13 protein-coding genes, 2 pseudogenes and 1 riboswitch are annotated in these 17849 nt (G+C 37.1%); of the genes and pseudogenes, 9 read left to right on the top strand and 6 right to left on the bottom strand.

Going from position 1 to position 17849, the window contains the following annotated elements; translation table 11 throughout:
• Positions 1-454: 454 nt before the first annotated feature.
• From I2F89_RS06780 to I2F89_RS06765, 4 genes are all read left to right on the top strand, one after another.
• Positions 455-2893, top strand: a complete 2439-nt coding sequence (locus I2F89_RS06780; protein ID WP_195513881.1) for a hydroxymethylglutaryl-CoA reductase, degradative — start codon at positions 455-457, stop codon at positions 2891-2893.
• 393 nt (positions 2894-3286) lie between these two features.
• A riboswitch (M-box (ykoK) riboswitch) is annotated at positions 3287-3454 on the top strand.
• An 84-nt stretch (positions 3455-3538) separates the two neighbouring features.
• Positions 3539-4684, top strand: a complete 1146-nt coding sequence (locus I2F89_RS06775; protein ID WP_071866336.1) for an FtsW/RodA/SpoVE family cell cycle protein — start codon at positions 3539-3541, stop codon at positions 4682-4684.
• Positions 4674-5813 (top strand): FtsW/RodA/SpoVE family cell cycle protein, encoded by a 1140-nt coding sequence (locus I2F89_RS06770; RefSeq protein ID WP_074801205.1) that lies wholly within the window; start codon positions 4674-4676, stop codon positions 5811-5813. The genes I2F89_RS06775 and I2F89_RS06770 overlap by 11 nt, the downstream gene beginning before the upstream one ends.
• Positions 5814-5833: 20 nt before the next feature.
• Positions 5834-7435 carry a phosphatase PAP2/LCP family protein gene (locus tag I2F89_RS06765; RefSeq protein ID WP_195513879.1) on the top strand — a complete coding sequence of 534 codons (1602 nt, stop codon included), beginning with the start codon at positions 5834-5836 and terminating at the stop codon, positions 7433-7435.
• Between the two features lie 122 nt (positions 7436-7557).
• Here I2F89_RS06765 and I2F89_RS06760 read toward each other — a convergent pair whose 3' ends face one another.
• From I2F89_RS06760 to I2F89_RS06750, 3 genes are all read right to left on the bottom strand, one after another.
• Positions 7558-8298: a hypothetical protein gene (locus I2F89_RS06760; protein ID WP_195513877.1), complete on the bottom strand. Its 741-nt coding sequence runs from the start codon at positions 8296-8298 to the stop codon at positions 7558-7560.
• 255 nt (positions 8299-8553) lie between these two features.
• Positions 8554-8799 carry a hypothetical protein gene (locus I2F89_RS06755; protein WP_071866339.1) on the bottom strand — a complete coding sequence of 82 codons (246 nt, stop codon included), beginning with the start codon at positions 8797-8799 and terminating at the stop codon, positions 8554-8556.
• Positions 8800-8821: 22 nt separating this feature from the next.
• Positions 8822-9673, bottom strand: coding sequence for an aldo/keto reductase (locus tag I2F89_RS06750; protein ID WP_071866340.1), 852 nt, complete (start codon positions 9671-9673; stop codon positions 8822-8824).
• A gap of 159 nt (positions 9674-9832) precedes the next feature.
• On the opposite strand from I2F89_RS06750, the gene I2F89_RS06745 reads away from it, so the two are divergent.
• Positions 9833-10837, top strand: coding sequence for a nucleoid-associated protein (locus I2F89_RS06745; protein WP_019723512.1), 1005 nt, complete (start codon positions 9833-9835; stop codon positions 10835-10837).
• 128 nt (positions 10838-10965) lie between these two features.
• Here I2F89_RS06745 and I2F89_RS06740 read toward each other — a convergent pair whose 3' ends face one another.
• Positions 10966-11322, bottom strand: a complete 357-nt coding sequence (locus tag I2F89_RS06740) for a YxeA family protein (protein WP_195513919.1) — start codon at positions 11320-11322, stop codon at positions 10966-10968.
• A 241-nt stretch (positions 11323-11563) separates the two neighbouring features.
• Between I2F89_RS06740 and I2F89_RS06735 the strand changes: the two genes are divergently transcribed.
• From I2F89_RS06735 to I2F89_RS06725, 3 genes and pseudogenes are all read left to right on the top strand, one after another.
• A complete protein-coding gene (locus tag I2F89_RS06735; RefSeq protein WP_142433595.1) occupies positions 11564-13447 on the top strand; it encodes a glycosyltransferase family 2 protein in 1884 nt (627 codons plus the stop codon).
• Between the two features lie 353 nt (positions 13448-13800).
• Positions 13801-14988, top strand: a complete 1188-nt coding sequence (tuf, locus tag I2F89_RS06730; RefSeq protein WP_019723509.1) for an elongation factor Tu — start codon at positions 13801-13803, stop codon at positions 14986-14988.
• Positions 14989-15308: 320 nt separating this feature from the next.
• Positions 15309-15698 (top strand): annotated as a pseudogene (locus tag I2F89_RS06725) (Fic/DOC family protein); the annotation flags it as partial.
• A gap of 154 nt (positions 15699-15852) precedes the next feature.
• On the opposite strand, the gene tnpB reads toward I2F89_RS06725, so the two are convergent.
• Entirely contained in the window at positions 15853-16995 is a 1143-nt protein-coding gene (gene tnpB / locus I2F89_RS06720) for an IS200/IS605 family element RNA-guided endonuclease TnpB (protein WP_071866344.1), read from the bottom strand.
• Between the two features lie 16 nt (positions 16996-17011).
• On the bottom strand, positions 17012-17416 hold the full coding sequence (gene tnpA / locus I2F89_RS06715) for an IS200/IS605 family transposase (protein ID WP_071866345.1): 405 nt from the start codon (positions 17414-17416) through the stop codon (positions 17012-17014).
• 163 nt (positions 17417-17579) lie between these two features.
• Between tnpA and I2F89_RS06710 the strand changes: the two are divergent.
• Positions 17580-17798: pseudogene (locus I2F89_RS06710) on the top strand (cell filamentation protein Fic); the annotation flags it as partial.
• Between the last annotated feature and the right edge of the window lie 51 nt (positions 17799-17849).

Below are 17849 nucleotides of genomic sequence, written 5' to 3'. Positions count from 1 at the left end.
TCAACACCTCTTTACTCATGATAAAAAACTTACTTTATTAAAGTATCACAAAATCGCTAAAAGAAATACAAAAAAGCTAATTTTTAAGGATTTGTAAAAAAATATAGCGCTTTTTTTAAAAGGTGTATGTTATATTTGTATTTCCGGTAAAGAATGGTATATTTTTGTAGGAGATACTTGACAGTTAGAAAATAATCAACTGTCCATCTTTTATACAATTTAATAAGAAGTGTATTTTAATTTTTACGAAACCATTCAGATTGTTCTATCCATTTGATATAGACAAACGTTTTGAAGAATGTCTCGTCGGTTACAGCGTGATGTTTTTCGCAAATACAAGAGAAATAAGGAGGGAATCCGTTTGCGCAAAAGATTGTAACACCTATAAATTCGTCGCGTTTTTTATAATACGTAGATGAGTAAATTTATAGACTTTGGCAACGGGTGGCTTAACTTGAAGGAAGTCGTTATTATAGATGCTGCACGAACACCGATTGGAAAGTATCGTGGTAGCTTAAGCAGTTATTCTGCTGTTGAGTTGGGAACATTCATTACAACAGAAATCCTTGAACGAACAGGGATAAACAAAGAAGCAATCAATCAAGTCATTTTTGGAAATGTGCTTCAAGCAGGGAATGGGCAAAATGTTGCACGACAGATTGCGATCAATAGCGGAATCCCCGTAAGTGTTCCGGCAATGACAATCAATGAAGTTTGTGGATCTGGGATGAAATCAGTGATCCTTGCGCGTCAACAAATCCAACTAGGCGAAGCGGACCTGATCATAGCCGGTGGTGTTGAAAGCATGACTAGAGCGCCGATGATCCAAGTGAGCGATCCAGAAAACGAGAAAATCGAAGAAATCTCAAGTATGGTCAATGATGGATTAACCGATGCATTTTCCAATACTCATATGGGACTGACAGCAGAAAATGTGGCAAAACAATTTTCTGTGACGAGAGCAGAGCAAGATCAATATGCACTGGCTTCACAATTAAAAGCAGCACAAGCCAGCGAGTCAGGGGTCTTCAAGGAAGAAATCATTCCAATTTCCCGTAATGAAGAAGTATTTGCAACAGATGAAGCAGTGCGAGGAAATAGTACATTAGAAAAATTAAGCACCTTACGGACGGTTTTTGCGGAGGACGGCACAGTTACTGCTGGAAATGCTTCACCTTTGAACGATGGTGCCTCTGTACTGATCTTAGCGTCTAAAGACTATGCGATTGCTCATGACTTACCGTATTTAGCTACGATCAAAGGAGTCTCTGAAGTTGGGATCGATCCAAGTATCATGGGTGTAGCTCCAATCAAAGCAATCAATACCTTGATGGAGAAAACAGAGCTTTCCTTGGACGACATCGATCTATTTGAAATTAACGAAGCGTTTGCTGCGTCATCGATCGTTGTGAATCGTGAATTGAATCTCCCATCAGAGAAAGTCAATATTTATGGTGGTGCGATTGCGTTAGGCCATCCGATTGGTGCTAGTGGCGCTCGTATCTTGACTACTTTAGGCTATGCGTTAAGAAGGCAGCACCAACGATACGGAGTAGCTTCATTATGTATTGGTGGCGGTCTTGGATTAGCTGTTCTTTTGGAAGCTAATTTGCAAGAAACTGGTGATAACGAAAAAAAAAAGTTTTATGAACTAACGCCAGAACAACGTAGACAGCGATTAGTTCAAGAAAAAGTGATTTCCCAAGCAGAAGCAACAGGTTTTAAAGAATCTGTTTTAACAGAAGATATCGCCAACCATTTGATTGAAAATCAAATCAGCCAAGTAGAGATCCCATTAGGTGTCGCATTGAATTTTCAAGTGAACGGTCAAAAAAAATGGATTCCTATGGCAACGGAAGAACCTTCTGTAATTGCTGCAGCGAGCAATGGCGCAAAAATATGTGGCGATATCAGCGTTCAGATACCGCAACGATTGATGCGTGGGCAAATCGTCTTGACCGGTCGTTGTGATTATCGAAAAATCAAAGAAGTCATTGAAGCAAGAAAACCAGAATTGGTCACTTGTGCAAACGAAAGCTATCCTTCGATCGTCAAGCGTGGTGGAGGTGTCCGAGAAATTTCTACTCGAGAATTTATGGGGAGCGAGCATGCCTATCTTTCACTTGATTTTTTAGTGGATGTCAAAGATGCGATGGGTGCGAATATCATCAACTCGATTTTGGAGGGAGTTGCGGTTCGTATCAAAGAATGGTTCCCTGAAGAAGAAATCTTGTTCAGTATCTTAAGTAATCTGGCGACGGAATCTTTAGCGATCGCGACTTGTATGATTCCTTTTGAGCGATTGGCAAAGGACAAAGAAACGGGTCAGCTGATTGCTGAAAAGATTCGTCAAGCGAGTGAATACGCAAAGTTGGATCCTTATCGGGCAACGACCCACAACAAAGGAATCATGAATGGTATCGAAGCGGTCATCTTAGCTACAGGAAATGATACACGAGCAGCCGCAGCGGCTATTCATGCCTATGCTGCTCGAAATGGTAGTTACCAAGGGTTGACTGACTGGCAAATCAAGGAAAATCATTTGGTAGGGAAATTGACGGTTCCTTTAGCTGTTGCGACAGTAGGGGGCGCTTCCCGCGTCTTACCGAAAGCGAAAGCTTCTTTAGATATGTTAGCAATTGATTCTGCACAAGAATTGGCACAAGTGATTGCAGCTGTTGGTTTAGCACAAAACCTTGCGGCACTGCGTGCACTTGTTAGTGACGGTATTCAAAAAGGACATATGTCCTTACAAGCGAGAGCATTGGCAATCACAGTTGGTGCCAAAGGGGACGAAATCGAGAGAGTTGCCGCAAAGCTTAGGGAATCAGGAACGATCAACCAACAAAGCGCACGAGCTGCCTTAGCAGCTATCCAGGAGAGCAAAAACTAGGAATAATTTGCGAAATAGTCGTAGTAGCTGAGGAAAGGTGACAAATAATTTTCATTATTATAACGTTTCTCTCGAAACACATAAAAAAATACCTATGCTAAGTATGAAGGACCTATAATCTAAAATTTATTTTTTTCATAAATGGTTATCACGTCTTTTTGGCTATTTTCATTTTTTTGTGAAGTTGTATAATATTAAATAAAACGTAACAGACCTTGTAGATTAAAGGTTTTCTGTTACGTTTTTTTACATACTCTGAACTAAAAATTATAGAACGTATATTATTAAATTTTAAAAATAATTTATATAACATTAAAAAAAGCTAAAGTTTTTTAAGCTTATTTGAGGTTCTCTTGTGAATAAATAATCTAACAGGTATACTTTTCCTCAAATAGAATAACTTGTTAGGCGAGACTCCTAAACAAACATAGGCTATTGCGCAGAAACGTCGAAAGACGCCAATGTGTAAAACAGGAATTGTCGGATTAAGGCTCTTCATAAGATAGCTAAGAGAAATCTTTACGTTGTTTAGTGTCAAAACTCACACGATGAGACTGAAAAGCCAATCGTTTTTTTCGTTTGGCTTTTTTTATTCAAGATGGGTAAGTGACGTATCTCCGCTGTAACACAAAGGAGAAATATAGGATGGGTGTAAAAGACATAAGAAAAATAGATTTGTATTTGCTCGTACCATATCTGTTGATCAGTGTAATAGGATTATTGATGATCTATAGTGCGAGTACGTTTCGTTTGATGTCATTCGATCAAAGTACGAATCAACTTTTAGTTCGACAAATGGTATTTGTAGTGCTTAGTTGGGCAATGATTTTTTTCATTTACCGAGTGAAACCTGCATTCATACTCAACCATCGAATCGTAAAAATAATGATGGGGATCGGTATTGTGGGGCTGATCTTGACTAAGGTACCTGGCATTGGTGTCAATATCAGTGGCGCGCAACGATGGATCTCCATTGCAGGTTTTCAATTTCAACCTGCTGAAATTGTCAATGTCGGGATGATTTTTTATTTAGCTTATTATTTTAGAAAACCCAAGCAATCATTGAATGAATTAAAAAAACCCTTTTTTATCATCGCTTTATGTTCTCTGCTGATTTTATTCCAACCAAAAGTAGCTGGTGCAATCTTGTTGATCATCTTAGCTGCAATCATGATCACGACTGTTCAATTACCAGTTCGCTATATTTTATTGTTTTTTGCAGGACTGTTCAGTCTCCTTTTGCTCCTTGGAGGCATCATTTATTTACTAGGGCAAAATGATCTATTACCAAGTATTTTTGCCCATACTTATGATCGCTTGAGTATTGCCTTTAATCCTTTTTTAGATCCTTATGGAAAAGGATTTCAGATGAGCCAATCTTATTATGCAATGTACAACGGTGGGCTTTTTGGATTAGGTCTGGGAAATAGTATTACCAAAAAGGGCTATTTACCAGTAGCTGAGACTGATTTTATTTTTTCGATTATTTTAGAAGAGTTAGGGCTGATCGTAGGATTGCTGATTCTAGCAATGTTGTTTTCGATTATTTTGCGCTTATTTGTCTTGAGTGCGAATGAGCCAAACCAACAAATCGGGTTGATTTATTTGGGAACAGGGATGCTGTTATTGCTACAGACAAGCATCAATATTGCAAGTATCAGCGGCATGATCCCAATGACAGGTATTCCGCTTCCTTTTATTAGTTATGGAGGATCAAGCTATTTGATTTTATCCATGCTTTTGGGCGTTTGCCTGAAACTGTCCTCACGAGGTAAGCAAAATGAAATTTAAATTTAACGAATTCAACTACGCATTGTTTTTACCGATTTTTCTATTTTATCTATTAAGTGTCGCTGTGCAATATGGGGCAGCGGTATATGACCAAATCCCAGTCAGAGGTGTCGTTTTCAAACAAATCGTCTTTTGTCTGATGTCCTTAGGGCTGTTGTTAGTCACCCAACGTGTGAAAACAGTTGTTTTTTTGAAATACTCCCCTTATTTTTATGGGTTTTCTCTAGTAGTGATGGCATTACTACATCGTTTTTATGATCCTGCGATGTTTCAAATCACAGGAACAAAACGTTGGCTTAGGATCGGTGGTTTTTCTTTCCAACCATCTGAACTAGTAAAATTGACCTTTATTTTAGTCATCGTTTATCTGACATTGATCTATGAACAAAATGTAAAGCAACGGACTGTCAAATCGGATTTACTTTATGTAGGTAAGATTCTACTCGTTAGCGTGCCGACCTTTTTATTGATGTACATGCAAAAAGATTTTGGAACAAGTTTGGTTTTTGTCATATGCTTGGGGGCATTATTCATGATCGCTGGGGTCCATTGGAAGATCATGACGACAATGACTGCGATTCTAGTTATTCTCGGGGCCATTTTGATTGCTTTAGTTTTTACTGAATACGGACACCAGATTTTATATCGTCTGAATTTTAAGACTTATCAGTTAGATCGAGTACGCGCATGGGTTGATCCATTTGCTTATAGCCAATCGATTGGGTATCAACAATCACAAAGTTTGCTTTCCATCGGGGCAGGTGGGTTTAGTGGAAGGTCTGAAGCAATTAATCCAATTTACGTTCCTGTTCGCGAATCGGATATGGTATTTACGGTGATTGCTGAAACATTTGGCTTTTTAGGAAGTGTTTCTGTGCTCTTTTTATATTTTTATCTTTTTTATCAAATCATTTATAGTGCAATCGAAACAAATAATAAAGGGAATGTATATTTTGCGATTGTCTTCGTATTTGGTTTGTTATTTCAAGTGTTTGAAAATATTGGAGCTACGATCGGTCTACTCCCGTTAACAGGGATTCCTTTACCATTTTTAAGTCAAGGAGGAACCTCTCTCTTGGTTATTGGCTGTGGTTTAGGCATTATTTTAGGATTTAAAAAGTATGAATGAGAAGTAGAAGGGAAGTTATTATGAAACAGATACCAAAAGGAACATTGGTGGTAGCACTCGTATCATTCGTCTTATTGACGACTTTAACCACACTAGTTATGACAGAAAACACCTTATTCAACCAACTCGATTTAGCCATTTATCGACAGGAGCGATTGATCGAACTCCCAGTATTAACAACATTTTTCAGTTATTTTGCAAAGCTAGCAACGATTATTCCTACTTTATTTTTCACAGGATTGCTTGCAATTTTTAGTTGGCGGAAACAGTACCATAAATTAGCCTTTTGGCAAGTCTTAATGGTTTTGACAGTTAGTTTGATTGGTTACGTGATGAAACAAGCTATCCAGCGGACACGACCTGATGTGGAGCAATTGATTCCTAGATCTTCTTACTCTTTTCCAAGTGGTCATTCGATTTTGTCTATGACGCTATTCTTAGTATTTTTGATCACCATGTACATTATCTATCGTGAGAAAAGGGTAAATAAACTAGTATGGGTGGGGGCTCTTTATCCCTTATTGATTGCTAGTTCTAGAATTTATTTGAGAGTACATTATCCTAGCGATATCTTAGCAGGTTTTTTGCTGAGTTTTTCAGTTGTTTTCTTATGCTATAGTCTATTTTTCTCTTTTATCACTGAAAAAACAGTAAGAAAAAAGCACCAACAAAAACGATTATTCACTAGAAAACAAAAGGTTTTATTGTCTATTATGGCATTTCTTTTCTTATTAGTAGGTTCTGCAGTTGCATATGGTGTTCGCTTTTACTACGATGCAAGACAGACAGTGACTTCGATGCAACAACCGCTACAAAGAGAAACCGTTCAGCGGGAAAAAGATACGCCAGTCAGCATTTTAGTTTTAGGTATCGCCAATAATTCAATTAGAAAAACGGACTATCGTGCAAATACAATCATGTTGGTTACATTGAATAATCAAAAGAAAACAACGACGATCACGAGTATTCCTCGAGATTCTTTCGTAGAAATTGCCAATATGGATGGACTGGTTGATAAAATCAACCATGCTCATTCTTACGGTGGTATCGACATGATGGTGGATACGGTTGAACAATATCTTGATATACCGATTCATCACTATGTATCGTTGAATATGGATGGATTAGAAGCGTTGATCGATGCTGTGGGAGGAATCACTGTAAACAATGCGTTTGAATTTACAGCAGAAGATATCCATTATCCAGAAGGAACGCTAGAATTAAATGGTTGGGAAGGATTACAGTATGCGCGCATGCGAGCAGAAGATCCTGAGGATGACTATGGGCGACAGAAAAGGCAAAGGGAAGTCGTCAATATTTTAGTCAATGAGTTCTTATCTGTGAAAAGTTTATTCAATTATCGCCAGCTTTTAGAGGTAGTCGGTGAAAATGGGACAACGGACATGTCTTTAGATGAAATGCTCGGAATGATGAATGAATACCATTCGGCATTATCCAATATCACGAATCATCAGTTGAAAGGTGAACAATATATTGGTGATGGCATCTTGGGAGAAGCAGGTATCTACTATGAGAAGATACCAGATGAGGAACGGATGAGAGTGATGCAGTTGGTGCAAGAGCAATTAGAAACAACAGGGCAGAACGCAGCGCAACAATAGGAACAATCGATCTTCTCTTTTTTACATTTATAAATGATAAAAAAAGCAGTTGAAATGAACGATGATCGTCATTTCAGCTGCTTTTTTAGGTAAAAATCATCACGCAATCTATTTGCTTGCGTTTATCTTTCGTTGATCGGTGTAGCGGCAAATTGTTCGATCAATGGCACTAATGTCAATTTCACTTTGTATTTACGTTCTAAAGCTTTTTCGATCGTAAATTCATTGATAGCAGACATAGAGATCTCTGCTAATTTTCGTGTGTCGTCTTTGACTGTTTCATTGATCACTACAGCATCTGCTGTTTTTTCAGCAGTGAACTTCGGATATTCTGCTACTTGTTTTGCAAAATCATCGAAACTCAAAGAATCTGTCGCTGCTTTTTCATCACTTGTTTTCTTGTCAGTTGTTGCTTCTTCACTGACTGATTGAGAAGTTGTCTCAACTTTTTCAACTTCTTTTGTTGGTGTTTCTTTTACGGACACGTCATTAGTGACTGGTGTCGCCACAGGTTGAGCCGTTGGTTGATCTTTTTTCATACGTTGATCATTCCAGTAAGAAACGATCTCAATCAATAGGTTGTCACGGAAACGTTCAAAAATCGTTGCTTCACCAGAACGAATACGTTTCAAGACAGCAGTAAAGTTATCGTCGATTGGTACATTGATGCGTGTATCTTCATTTGCTTGTCCTGCTAAGCCAATGATTAAGACTTGACGGTTTTTAGGATCAAGCATGACTTGCAATGGTAGACCATAACGGCGTAAACTTTCTTCTTCCAATGAACGGAATAATTGCGTACGAATTCCATCTAAAGAAGGACGGAATTGTTTTAATAATTTTTGTTTTTGTTTTTTCTTCATAAATACTCTCCTTCATTCATACCCTTTCGATTATAAGAAAAAAACGAGCAAATGAAAAGGTTTATCAAGAAAAAACTTTTATTACTTCGATGGAAAAACAAAAAATTAAGTGGGATATTCGACTTTTTACATATTCTAAAACCTAATAAACGGTGGGAATAGAAGTCACCTTCTCGGAAATAAGGCTAGATACTTCTGTCCCGACCTCTCAAAAAGGGGAGCAAAAGTCCATTGACTAATGCTCCCCTAATCTAGTTATTTTTTTGGCAATAAGGCAAAGGTGACTAGTTCAGGTGAATAGATGACCTCATGTCCTTGCCATTGCATCGTCATCAATGAATGATCCAAGCGTTTTTTTATTTCCGCAATTTTTTCATCTCTTGACCAATTTCGAGCAGGAAAATGCTGGATTTTTTCTGGGCGGATCAAAAAGATGAAATCTGGATCAAATGTCTGCGTCACTTTTTCAGATAAACGATTTAAGCGGTCCACGGGGTTCATAGAATATCACTATCCTTTACCTTTAAAATTGTGTAGTATCTGGATCTTTTGCTTTGCCAACGACACCATCTAATTGGTCGATCGTCTTCATTTCTTCTTCTGATAGCTCAAAATCAAATAATTCAGTATTCTCCTTGATTCTGCTTGGTGTAACAGATTTTGGTAATGGTAAGAAACCATGTTGTAATGACCAACGTAGCGCTACTTGGGCAACGCTCTTGTTGTGTGTTTCGGCAATCTCTTGCATTTCTGTGACGTCGAAGATTTTACCAGTGCCAAGAGGGCTATATGCTTCAAGGACCATATCATGTTTTTTCGCGTACTCAACTACAGGTGGTTGCAATTCGCCAGGAGCAAGAAATACTTGATTGACCATTGGCATGATTTTTGCTGTTTTTGCAAGTTCATCTAAGTGATGTGGTAAGAAGTTGCTGACACCAATGGCTTTGATTTTGCCAGCTTCGTATAACTCTTCAAACGCACGCCATGTTTCGGCATTCGCTTCTTGCCAATTTTCGCGGAAAGAAACTGGATTAGGCCAATGGATCAAGAAAAGATCCACATAGTCTGTTTGTAATTTTTTTAAAGACTCTTCGAAAGAGGACATTGCTAGATCGTAGCTATGGTTTTCGTTCCAAAGTTTAGTCGTTAAGAAAATCTCTTCTCTTGGAACACCACTTTCTTTGATTGCTTGTCCGACACTTTCTTCGTTTTTGTACCCTTGAGCGGTATCAATATGACGATAACCGGCAGCTAATGCTTCTTTAACTGAGGAAACAGCAACGTCTCCGTCAGGGGTTTGCCAAGTACCGAAACCGACAACAGGGATTTCATAGCCATTTGATAAACGATAAGTAGATGTTAGTGAATTCATACTTTCAGCTCCTTTGATTTTAGTACACTTTAAGTGTAGCTTATTTTCTAAAAAAAGAAATGTATTTTGTTTGTTATAAAATATTTTTTTGTTCGTCCCATTTTGTCGCTGGTATTTTTGTTTGATTTTCCGTAAACTAGAGCAGAAAGGAATGAAACGATGGATATCTATTTAAAAAAAGCAATTTTGCATATTATTGATCGAGAAACAGGATCTCCTGTATTTTCACAACAAGAACTAGATCTTACGAAAGATTTTGTCAGGGACTTTCTACAAAAGAAGATCCAAAAAATCTCTTCTGCACAAACTAAAACAGGGCAACTCACTGAAGAAAGCCTATTTTCTCAAAACTTGAAACAGTGTCAAGAAAATTTTGTCGAAGAAAGTGAGCGTTTAGTCCAACGGTGGTTTGACATCTATGCAGAAAGTGAGGAAGCACCTAGTGCAGATGTTTTCGTTGTCTTGTATGAAGTAGACACTGTGATGTATTTAGCTTTATTGAAAGTGAATTATCGTGATGCTTATACCCACTATGTGGAAGCAGATGAAGCCGGTATTGACAACCGTTTGATTTTGAACCGAGCGATCCTTGGCTCAAAATCTCAAAAAGCAGATGAAGCATTAGCAGTCAATCTGACAGACCTGACGTATGAGTTGATTGAAAAACGCTATGAGTTCTCTGGTAAAAAAGAATGGTACTTTTCGGGAAAAGTGATTGAGAGCGTTCCGGCACCTTCTTTGGAAGACAACGTCAAAGTGATAAAAAAAGTGGCGAAACAGCTAGGCAAGAAGTTTGAAGCAGAAGAGTTCGATATCATGGCGGACTTAAAAGAAGCTGTGTATGATACGATCGAAGAAAAAGGTAGATTGGATCATGAAATGATCGCGGAGAAAGTATTCAAAGAAAATATCACTGCCAAGTTAGCATTCCAAGAAGAAGTCAAAGAACAAGGCTTTATTCCAGAAGCACCACCAGTGAAAGAAGTACAAGAAATCTCAGAGAAAAAATTCGGAAAGCAAAAATTCCGTTTATCAAATGGCATTGAATTGATTGTACCAGTAGACGTTTATCGTAACCCGGATCTGATTGAATTTGTCAATAATCCTGATGGCACGATCTCTGTCATGATCAAAAATGTGGATGAAGTATTGAATCGTCTATAGTTTCTTTTAGATGAATCAAAGAAACGAAATAAAAGTGAATAGTAAAAAAGCAGTCAATATCCACGAAGATCGTTTTTCAAGTCTTGTGGGTGTTGACTGCTTTTTTGTGTTGTTTTTTGTAAACTGGTTCATTGATCTAATTGATCTAACGCTTTGTCCGGCACTTGAGAAGCTGTTACTTCTTCCCAACTGATGACGCCTTTACGTGAATTGACTTTTAGTTTTAAATAAGCATTCATTTTTAAAGGGCGTTCTCTCGCTTCACGTAAAGTGACTGCTTTTTCTTCTCCGTTTGCGTTGTAAGCATTTTGGTCGTATACATAAACAGAAACGTCCATGTCATTGTCTGCTGAATCCACTTCTTTTTCTCCGTTAGTGGTGATTTTTGTATAATAAGTTTCACCGCCATAGAAATAATCATAAGCGATAAAGCTTCCTCCTAGGAAAATTCCCAATACAATCAATAATGCTATCAATTTTTTTATCATTTTTTTCACCTCGGATACTATTATTCAACAAAATCTATTATTCGTCTATCGAAAGTCCAAAATTTATCGTATTTATATATAATAATGGCATATTCGCCGTTTTATGTATAAAATACTTAAGTTTTCTGTGAGAACATTTTTCAAAGTTGAGCTTACGATAATCGAATTTTAGGAGAGCTAGTTGCTTTGCTTAAAAAAACACAACTTATATAATAATGTTATGAAAGGTGGTATTAAAATGGAACTGTATTATTTAGTTGGTTTGTTTGGTATAATTTTTGGACTTTATGTGTTAGCAAAAAGAAACAATAAGATAAAACCATTCTTTTCCAAATTAACTTTAGCATTTTTGGTTGTATACTTGATCTGGCGTCTTTTCTACACGATCCCAAATGATGGCGTGATATCATTAACTTTCGGTCTTATTTTATATGTGGCAGAATTTATTGGTTTATTTGTGTATGGTTTTTTTATTTACTTGTTTTCTAATAAGTTGTCGAAAGAGTCCATGAGAGTTCATTACGATGTGGAGCCATTTCAACCAAGTGTAGCAGCGTTTATATGTACGTATAATGAGGATAATAAATTAGTGATTGCGACTGCTTTGGCTGTCAAAGCGTTACGTTATCCAAATAAGAAAATATATATTTGTGATGATGGTCATCGTGAGGAATTGAAAGAACTTGCAGAAAAATACCATATTGGTTATCTGACAAGAGAAGGTAACGAGAACGCAAAGGCAGGAAATATCAACTATGCACTTTCACAAACAAGTAGCGACTTGATTTTGCTTTTAGATGCTGATTTCATCGTTAAGAAAAATATTATTTACGAGGCTATCGATTATTTTAGAAATCCAAAGGTTGCGTTAATTCAATATCCTCAAACTTTTTATAATAAAGATCCCTTTCAATTATTGAGAAAATCATTTTACAATGAACAGGAATTATTTATGCGTTTTTTAGAACCAGCTCTTTCACGTGAAAATGCGTTGATCCATATCGGGACCAACGCTATCATTCGACGCAGTGCTTTAGAGGAGATAGGTGGCGTCCCAACAAAAAGCATTACTGAAGATATGGCAACAGGGATGTTATTGCAAAATGCTGGTTATGAAACGATTTTCATAAATAAAGCTTATGCTTTGGGAATCACGCCTTATACAGCTCGAGAGCTGTCCTCTCAACGGACACGTTGGGCCCAAGGTACAAAGCAAATATTTGACCATTTTAAACCACGTAAATTTAAAGGGTTATCTCGTATGCAAAAATTGTGTTACTATAATTCTTATTTGTACTGGTTTACTTCATTTCAAAAAATCATTTTTTTATTAGCACCAACTCTTTTTATGGTCTTTGATATATTTATTGTTCGAAGTAACAACAATCAGTTATTATTGTTCTTTTTACCACCGTTTGTCATGATTTCTCTTTCGTTTCGGTTGTATGTTCCTAAAATCAGGAATCTTACTACTTCGCATATCTATGATTGTTTTGTCGCGCCGATCCATACTAGAGCATTGATCAAAGAGTTCTTTCATTCGGAAAAAAAATTCAAAGTGACAAAAAAGGAACTTGTTGACAGTCAATCATTTGATTGGCGAACAGTTTTTCCTCACATGTTACTATTTGGTTGGATCGCTTTCGCCTCTATCGTTGCATTGTACCGACTTTATCGAGGAGAAGGATATGAAACAGGCTATATTGTGACACTTCTATGGTCAGTGTATAACCTCTATGGATTATTCTATGCGATTTTGATTGGTAAAAATCGAACAATTGAAAGCGACAGTGAAGCATTGAGCATTGTAACAAAGAAACAACTAAGTTATCTATCCCAATCATTTGAGATGTATCAAATGAGTTATAACGGATTTAGACTTCGTTCCAAAAAATTAGTTACTCCTACTTTTACACCTGGGAAAGCTTATTTATTTATGGATGAGAAAACTGGACTTAGAATCAATTCGATATGTAAAGAAAATCATGGGAGATATGCGACTTTCTCATTTAACAATTTGACACAAGCTTCTGCAGAAGAACTTGCAAGTTACTACAGTGATCAGTTGAATGCAGCAAAACAATTAGAATTCGATATGGAAACCGATACTTTACAAAGTTGAGAGTATGACCATTACTAATAGTAAACGAACGCTGTCAATAATAACAATAGCGTTATGACAGAGGTCGGCACAGAAGTAATTAGCCGTCTTATTTCCGAAGAGTTTACTTCTGTCCCCGCTGTATATTCCCTTTTAGAATATGCGTGAAGACTAATGTCCTACTCACTTTTTATTGAAATAGTGTATCGAAACACTTTAATTGACTTTGACCAATTTTGACGTATAATAGGGTTTGTTCATAACTTACAAAAAGTAAGTGTAGATGATTTTTTTGAGTTTATACTGAAAAAACTGTTATGGACGATGAGCTGAAATCATTCAGTGCATAAGACTATTTAGGAGGTTTGTTAATTATGGCAAAAGAACATTTTGATAGAAGTAAACCACACGTAAACATCGGTACCATTGGGCACGTTGACCATGGGAAGACCACATTGACTGCTGCAATCACGACAGTATTAGGGAAAAAAGGCTTAGCAAATCCTCAAGATTATGCAAGCATTGATGCAGCTCCTGAAGAACGTGAACGTGGGATCACCATCAACACAGCACACGTAGAATATGAAACAGATAAACGTCACTATGCACATATTGATGCACCAGGACATGCGGATTATGTGAAGAACATGATCACAGGTGCCGCTCAAATGGATGGTGCGATCTTAGTTGTTTCTGCGACAGATGGACCAATGCCTCAAACTCGCGAGCATATCCTTTTATCACGTCAAGTTGGTGTAAAATATTTGATTGTATTTTTGAATAAAGTTGATTTGGTCGATGATGAAGAATTGATCGATCTTGTAGAAATGGAAGTTCGTGAATTACTGAATGAATATGGTTTCCCAGGTGATGACACACCTGTCATCAAAGGCTCTGCATTGAAAGCATTGCAAGGTGACCCAGAAGCAGAAGCTGCGATCAATGAATTGATGGAAACAGTGGATGACTATATCCCAACACCAGAACGTGATACCGACAAACCATTGCTTTTACCAGTTGAAGATGTTTTCTCAATCACTGGTCGCGGAACGGTAGCATCTGGTCGTATCGACCGTGGAGCTGTTCGTGTCGGTGATGAAATCGAGATCATCGGAATCAAACCTGAAACGAAAAAAGCGGTTGTGACAGGGGTAGAGATGTTCCGTAAAACGTTAGATTATGGCGAAGCTGGAGATAACGTAGGAATCTTGTTACGTGGTATCCAAAGAGAAGATATTGAACGTGGACAAGTAATTGCGAAACCTGGTTCAATCACACCACATACAAAATTCAAAGCGGAAGTTTATGTATTGACGAAAGAAGAAGGCGGACGTCATACACCATTCTTCAATAACTACCGCCCACAATTTTATTTCCGCACAACAGATGTAACAGGTACGATCGTGTTGCCAGAAGGAACAGAAATGGTCATGCCTGGAGACAACGTAACCATCGAGGTAGAGTTGATCCATCCAGTGGCAATCGAACAAGGAACGACTTTCTCTATTCGTGAAGGTGGTCGAACTGTCGGTTCAGGAATGGTAACAGAAATCGAAGCGTAAGTATTTTTTATAAAAAAATATAAAACCTGTGGACAAGGTATTTACTTGAATATCTTGTCCAATGGTTGTAATAGAAGTGTTAATCACCGATAAAAAAACGAGCAAACTCCAAATTTTCTTTGAATTTTTAGGTTTCTCGCTTTTTTTTGTGGGGGGAATCTTCGAACAACATGTTATGAGAATTTAGTAGGTGCAATACGACTAGTATCCTTATTGCTTGTTTCCATCGATTTTTCTTGTTTTTACCATGTCTATAAATTTGTTATAATAAATATATCTGTGTTTCTAAAAAACTATGACAAAAAGTTATGGGGGATTCAATGATTTTAGAAAATAAATTAGGATTGACCAGTCAAGTCGAGTTGGCAAAAGCGGAAGAAAAAATCAGTAAGCAAAAAGCAAAAAAATTATATGATTCTGGAAGAATAGATGAATTAGAAATTGGAACGTTCAAAGGGTTAAGTGAAATCCATGACTATTTGTTTTCTGAAATCGATGGTTTTGCTGGGGAAATTCGCTCAGTAAATAGTGCAAAGGTAAATTTTCGGTTTGCGCCGGTCATGTATTTGGAGTATTCTCTAAAGCATATTGACCAAATGCCACAGTCTACTTTTGAAGAAATCATCAAAAAATATGTAGAGATGAACATCGCTCATCCTTTTCGTGAAGGGAACGGTAGGAGTACTAGAATTTGGTTAGATCTCATTGTGAACTACTCACCACTTAGCTAAACCTACCGGTTTTTAACGCTTGAAGTGGGAGCTTCTTGGGAATAGAGCATACTTGATAGTGTATTTCTTTACTAACAGCGGTGTCTCTTATTTGCCAAGCTATCCCCGTAGTTCCTACGGTTCTTGATTTTATCTAAGCTAATTGTTTTATTCGGAGACCTTCGATCAGAATATTGATGCTTGCGTTTATATCACGGTCATGATGAGCATGACAAACCGGACAAGTCCATTCTCGTATTTCGAGCGTTTTCTTGCCATCTTGATGACCACAATCCGAACAGAGTTGACTAGATGGGAACCATTTATCTACTTTGATGATTTCACATCCATACCAGTCAGCTTTGTATTGTAGTTTAGTTACAAAACTAGACCACGATACATCAGAAATACTTTTAGCTAATTTATGATTGCGTAACATACCTTTTGCATTTAAGTCTTCAATACAGATAGTATCGTGATTTTTGATAATCTCTGTACTTAACTTGTTTAGAAAGTCGTTGCGCTGATTCATTACTTTTTCATGTAGCCGCGCTACTTTTCGTTTTTGTTTTTGATAGTTTTTGGCTTCAAAGAGATTGACACCTTTCTTTTTAGCTAATAATGCACGTCTTGACAACTTACGTTGTTCACGTTTTAGTTTCTTTTCCATTTTTGACGTGAACTTATTATTATCAATCTTTTGACCGTCAGAAAGAATGGCAAAATCAGTTATACCAAGATCAATTCCAATAGAAGAATCGTTTTTAGGAAGTTCAACTATTTCTTCTTTACACAACAAAGAAATATGGTAATTACCACTTGGATGACGTGAGATTGTGGCAGATTTGATAATTCCTTTAGGTTGTCTATGGAGTTTAATCTTGACTAAAGACTTCAACTTAGGAACTTTGATGAATTTATTATCAATCAAAGCTACTGTTCCTTTTTGGTTGTTAGTAGTATAGCTTTGTACAGGATTCTTCTTACTTTTGAATCGAGGAAACCCAACGGATTTATCTCTAAAAAAATTCTTATATGCCTTATCTAAATTAAGTTGTGCATTCGCTAGAGCCAGGCTATCTACTTCCTTCAAAAACGGAAATTCTTCCTTATATTGAGCTGGTGTTGGAAAATTCATTTTTATAGAAGAATCATTTTTAGTTTCTTCATAATTTTTCATTCGGTCATCAAGCATTAGATTGTAGACCTTACGGACACAACCAAAAGACTTAGCAAAGAACATTTCCTGCTCTTCTGTTGGATAAATTCTGAATTTATATGCTTTTAGTCGCTCCATAAGACTCACCTACTCTCTATTTGTGGTTATTACCTTGATTCTGAATATACTTTTTGATGACATCAATTGGTGCGCCACCAGTTGTCAACAGGCAGAAACTTTTAGACCAAAACATTTCTTTCCAAAGATATTGTTTTACTCTAGGATAGTCACGCTTTATCAAGCGTGAACTCGCGCTTTTATAAGCGTTGATGAACTTCGTCAGCTCTGTTTTTGGCTGTGCTTTGAACATAATATGAACATGATCTTTATCATGATTCCACTCAACGAGAGTGATGTGATATGACTCTGCAATTCGTACAAAAGTTATTTTAGCAAATTCAGATATTTCATCATCAATCACTTGTCTACGGTATTTAGTTACCAGTACAAGATGATAATAGAGAAGAAACACTGAATGATTATTAGTATCTAGTTCCATTGTTATATCAGCTCATTTCTTATATAGACTGATTATAACATAGTACAAAATAAAAAGGCAATATGCATTACATGTCGGTTTTCGAGTTACCAACGGTAACCCTCATACCGAACGGCATTCATCACCCACCTATAGAGGATGGGCGACTTCTGCCTGAATTAAGTTAAAATCGGAGATACAGAAAGTGGTTGACTGGAATCTAATTGACAAGTCGGATTATTTATCTGCAATGGAACGTAGTCCGATCAATGACTTAGAAATCAGCTATTTGATTTCTAACGCGTTGACAGATAAGATTTCCGATCGTGAACTTTATATGAAAGGAATCGATGTGAGTTATTTTTATGAAGGTTACTCTGAATATACCATTGATGATCTCTAACAGAAGGAAAAAAGGTTTGTGAATAAACAAAAAACGCCTGATTTTGACTAA

Source organism: Enterococcus sp. 1001283B150225_161107_E12, assembly GCF_015556925.1.
Classification (GTDB): Bacteria; Bacillota; Bacilli; order Lactobacillales; family Enterococcaceae; genus Enterococcus_B; species Enterococcus_B mundtii.
This window is presented reverse-complemented; position numbering and strand designations above follow the sequence as displayed.

Excerpts from the sequence above, each read along its gene's own strand:
- I2F89_RS06775 (WP_071866336.1), top strand. The coding sequence starts at position 3,539 with ATGGGTGTAAAAGACATAAGAAAAATAGATTTGTATTTGCTCGTACCA.
- I2F89_RS06770 (WP_074801205.1), top strand. The coding sequence starts at position 4,674 with ATGAAATTTAAATTTAACGAATTCAACTACGCATTGTTTTTACCGATT.
- I2F89_RS06765 (WP_195513879.1), top strand. The coding sequence starts at position 5,834 with ATGAAACAGATACCAAAAGGAACATTGGTGGTAGCACTCGTATCATTC.
- I2F89_RS06760 (WP_195513877.1), bottom strand. The coding sequence starts at position 8,298 with ATGAAGAAAAAACAAAAACAAAAATTATTAAAACAATTCCGTCCTTCT.
- I2F89_RS06755 (WP_071866339.1), bottom strand. The coding sequence starts at position 8,799 with ATGAACCCCGTGGACCGCTTAAATCGTTTATCTGAAAAAGTGACGCAG.
- I2F89_RS06750 (WP_071866340.1), bottom strand. The coding sequence starts at position 9,673 with ATGAATTCACTAACATCTACTTATCGTTTATCAAATGGCTATGAAATC.
- I2F89_RS06745 (WP_019723512.1), top strand. The coding sequence starts at position 9,833 with ATGGATATCTATTTAAAAAAAGCAATTTTGCATATTATTGATCGAGAA.
- I2F89_RS06735 (WP_142433595.1), top strand. The coding sequence starts at position 11,564 with ATGGAACTGTATTATTTAGTTGGTTTGTTTGGTATAATTTTTGGACTT.
- tuf (WP_019723509.1), top strand. The coding sequence starts at position 13,801 with ATGGCAAAAGAACATTTTGATAGAAGTAAACCACACGTAAACATCGGT.
- tnpB (WP_071866344.1), bottom strand. The coding sequence starts at position 16,995 with ATGGAGCGACTAAAAGCATATAAATTCAGAATTTATCCAACAGAAGAG.
- tnpA (WP_071866345.1), bottom strand. The coding sequence starts at position 17,416 with ATGGAACTAGATACTAATAATCATTCAGTGTTTCTTCTCTATTATCAT.